The organism is Flaviaestuariibacter flavus (assembly GCF_004337505.1).
Lineage (GTDB): Bacteria > Bacteroidota > Bacteroidia > Chitinophagales > Chitinophagaceae > Flavisolibacter > Flavisolibacter flavus.
The window spans coordinates 1-2,837 of the sequence record NZ_SJZI01000024.1 but is presented as its reverse complement, the minus strand read 5'-3'; the positions used below and the strand labels follow the sequence as shown (position 1 = coordinate 2,837).

The window sequence follows — 2,837 nt, the reverse complement described above, 5'->3', positions numbered from 1 at the left end:
GTCCACAATATCTTTTTTGCCGATGCAAACTAAAACCGGTTGTCCATCGTCATTCCTTATTCGCAAATAGTGGAATTCCTCTGCCCCATCTTGGTCGATCGCTTGTATTGGGGTATTGCCCGCAAATTGGTAAGGGGTGTACCAAGGGTAATGCTTCATCAACGGGTCAACGCTGAGAAACTTTCCTATTGCGGGATTATATACTCTGAAACCATAGTCCAGCGCAGTCAAACTATTCAGATCAGTGTCTTCCTCTTTCCCGTTAAATCCGTACCGATAGCCGCTTCCAGTTGTAAAAGCTCTTCCCGGCATTTGCATTCCAAATGGATGGTAATCCTAGAAAAATTCTATTGCGCTGACATCGAGTAGAAATTGAGACAGAGTCTAGGTCTGTGCATTTACCTGAAGTAACGACAGGTTGGCGAAATATGCTTTCCGCGAATTGTACTGATACTAGTTAAAAGCCAATTGCTTGGTCGCCTATCATTTTCCAAGTCTCAAATGTCATCTTTTCTAATTATTCTAGGCCGCTGACTCTTAGCAAATAAACCCCAGGGGATGACAATGCAAGATATCAATACAAGGACTAGGCCGACAAAAGGAATTTTATCCACCCCAACTCCTAAGTTTACATTGTGCATTACTGACAATAAAAGCATTGCCAGAAAATATTTGTTGAATCTCGCTGAAAAATAAGTCAGGGCTAATGCGACTATGAAAAAAATGTCTGCAATAACTAATGGAATGAAATACCTAATTCCGTCATAATTGAACTTGTCAGCGTAATACTTTAAAAGATCGCGCAGATATATGGCTCCCAAATAAATATTGCCCGATAAAAATATGATAGCTCCTGATATCCTAATCATTGCCTGACTTTGGGTATTGTTTTATTGTCGATGTTTCGCTTGATAACTTCTGGTTTGTCGTGGTCCACACTATGGGCGTCAGTTGTTGTTCCCTTATATTCTTTTGAAACATCAAGTTCAATGTTTTGGGTTTTATCATTCTTATAAACTCTCTCGTACTTTTCTCCATCAACTGCATTTGCTAGTTGTTTTTGTACTTTGTCCTGAGTGTTATAAATATGAATATGTGAATTTATTGCATCGCGCGCATGGATTGGGTTTTCTGCGCTTTTTTCATTGTTAACTGCAGGAGTAGCAACTGTTATAATATTGATCTTCACATCTGCGGCGTCAGCCTTGTCTAACGCTGCTCTTAACATTGGAGCCGCTTGAATCGCCACATTACCTCCATGACTGTGAGCGATGAGAGTAATATCTTCTCCTTCTTTTCGATTGGCCATAATATATTTTACTAGCTTTTTAGCTGCACGTCTCCTATCTTCAATATCATTGAATGGATTATTTCCATAACCTAGAAACCCTCCCCATTCAAAGGCCGTGTTTATCCACTTACTGTGTTGCAATCTAAATAACTGCTTCGTACCTTCCTTTAAACTACCATCATTATTACGCCATCTTTTGTTGTTACTCATTGTCCCATGAATGAAAAACGCTTCAAGCCCATCAAGATCGATAGCCTGAATTGGAGTATTGCTTGCAAATTGGAATGGCGTAAGCATAGGGTATTTTGTAGTCAAAGGGTCGACACTCAAAAAACGTCCTAATTGCGGTTTGTAAATGCGAAATCCATAGTCCTGAAGTTGTGTTTCAGGGTCATTCTCCTTCCCATTAAACCCGTATCTGTAGCCGCTTCCCGCCGTAAATAATCTTCCTGGCATTTGCATTCCAAATGAATAGTGTTGAAATTCACATAAGCAATTGGTTTAGTACAAGATACGCGATCTCAATTTGTCGGGAATTATGCCAAATTCAGTAATTCTTGCACCTTTTCATCGCTGCCAGTACACCTGAAAACGTGGTAAGCGGGTTTTAATTTTTGTGACCTAGGGCGATGACTGCGTATTTGTATACTTCTTGTTTTTGAGGGTCGATTAGGAGATCTGAAGTCCCCGCTTTCTATAAAAAATCTATTCCAAGCGAGTTCTTATAGATCCTGGACAAAGCCCCCCTCTAATTCTCCGCCGAGAATTGGAAATTTATTACGATTTGATCAAGACTCCGCAACTGGTATCGGACAAGTTGGTGAGTCGCTTTCTATTAATTTGCCATTTGCATCGAAAAGACGAGAGAGCCGATTACATTCCTCATTTATGTATGTTTTAAAGTTCTCCCAGGTATTCAATGGCTCAACGGACTCGCGCGAACATCTAAATACACGTTCTTCGCTCGACTTCAGATAAACTAATGAACCATCCCAATCATATCCCCCAATAAAAAAATCTTCATTCATCGCGTCATCAACTCTTTCATCGACGTTTGAAGTAATAATTGAAAATGGCTGCCAAGCGTTCTCAATGCGCCGCCCTTCGCTTTTTCGAAGCCCATCTAGACTCAGTGAGCCAGAAAAAACTTTCAATCCGTTTGATACCGTGCACAGAAAGGACCTGTAAGCAATTGGGATTGAACGTCCCAGAGCGTGTTCTAGCTCGATCGCCTCAGATTCTTTTAGCGGTGGGTAGACTGAATGCAGCCAGGCTTCTTCCGCCACATGTGGAGCATGAGATATAAGACGTGTTCCATCTGGCAGCACCTTGGTTCCGTTGATGCCATAAGATTCAATCAGTTCAATGAAAGTCATAAGTCAATAAATTTAGAACAGGAATCACTATCCTCCTTTCTAGCCATCCTTTTTTCTGTTGAGAAGCTTTCCTTTTGTCGGGTTGGCATAGTTGCCATTGTGTTTCCTGAGGTGCTCTGCACCTTTTTTAACAAACTGAACATTATCAGGATTTTTCGCCATCGCCAGCG

2 protein-coding genes and 1 pseudogene are annotated in these 2,837 nt (G+C 41.0%); all 3 read right to left on the bottom strand.

Going from position 1 to position 2,837, the window contains the following annotated elements:
* Nucleotides 1–321: pseudogene (locus EPD60_RS07850) on the bottom strand (RHS repeat-associated core domain-containing protein); the annotation flags it as partial.
* 544 nt (nucleotides 322–865) lie between these two features.
* The gene (locus EPD60_RS07845) at nucleotides 866–1,753 is read right to left on the bottom strand and encodes an RHS repeat-associated core domain-containing protein (protein WP_131448558.1); all 888 of its coding nucleotides are present in this window, start codon (nucleotides 1,751–1,753) and stop codon (nucleotides 866–868) included.
* A 326-nt stretch (nucleotides 1,754–2,079) separates the two neighbouring features.
* Nucleotides 2,080–2,667 (bottom strand): SMI1/KNR4 family protein, encoded by a 588-nt coding sequence (locus tag EPD60_RS07840; protein ID WP_131448455.1) that lies wholly within the window; start codon nucleotides 2,665–2,667, stop codon nucleotides 2,080–2,082.
* Nucleotides 2,668–2,837: the final 170 nt, after the last annotated feature.

Coding starts and splice junctions, on each gene's coding strand:
- EPD60_RS07845 (WP_131448558.1), bottom strand. CDS start 1,753: ATGCAAATGCCAGGAAGATTATTTACGGCGGGAAGCGGCTACAGATAC.
- EPD60_RS07840 (WP_131448455.1), bottom strand. CDS start 2,667: ATGACTTTCATTGAACTGATTGAATCTTATGGCATCAACGGAACCAAG.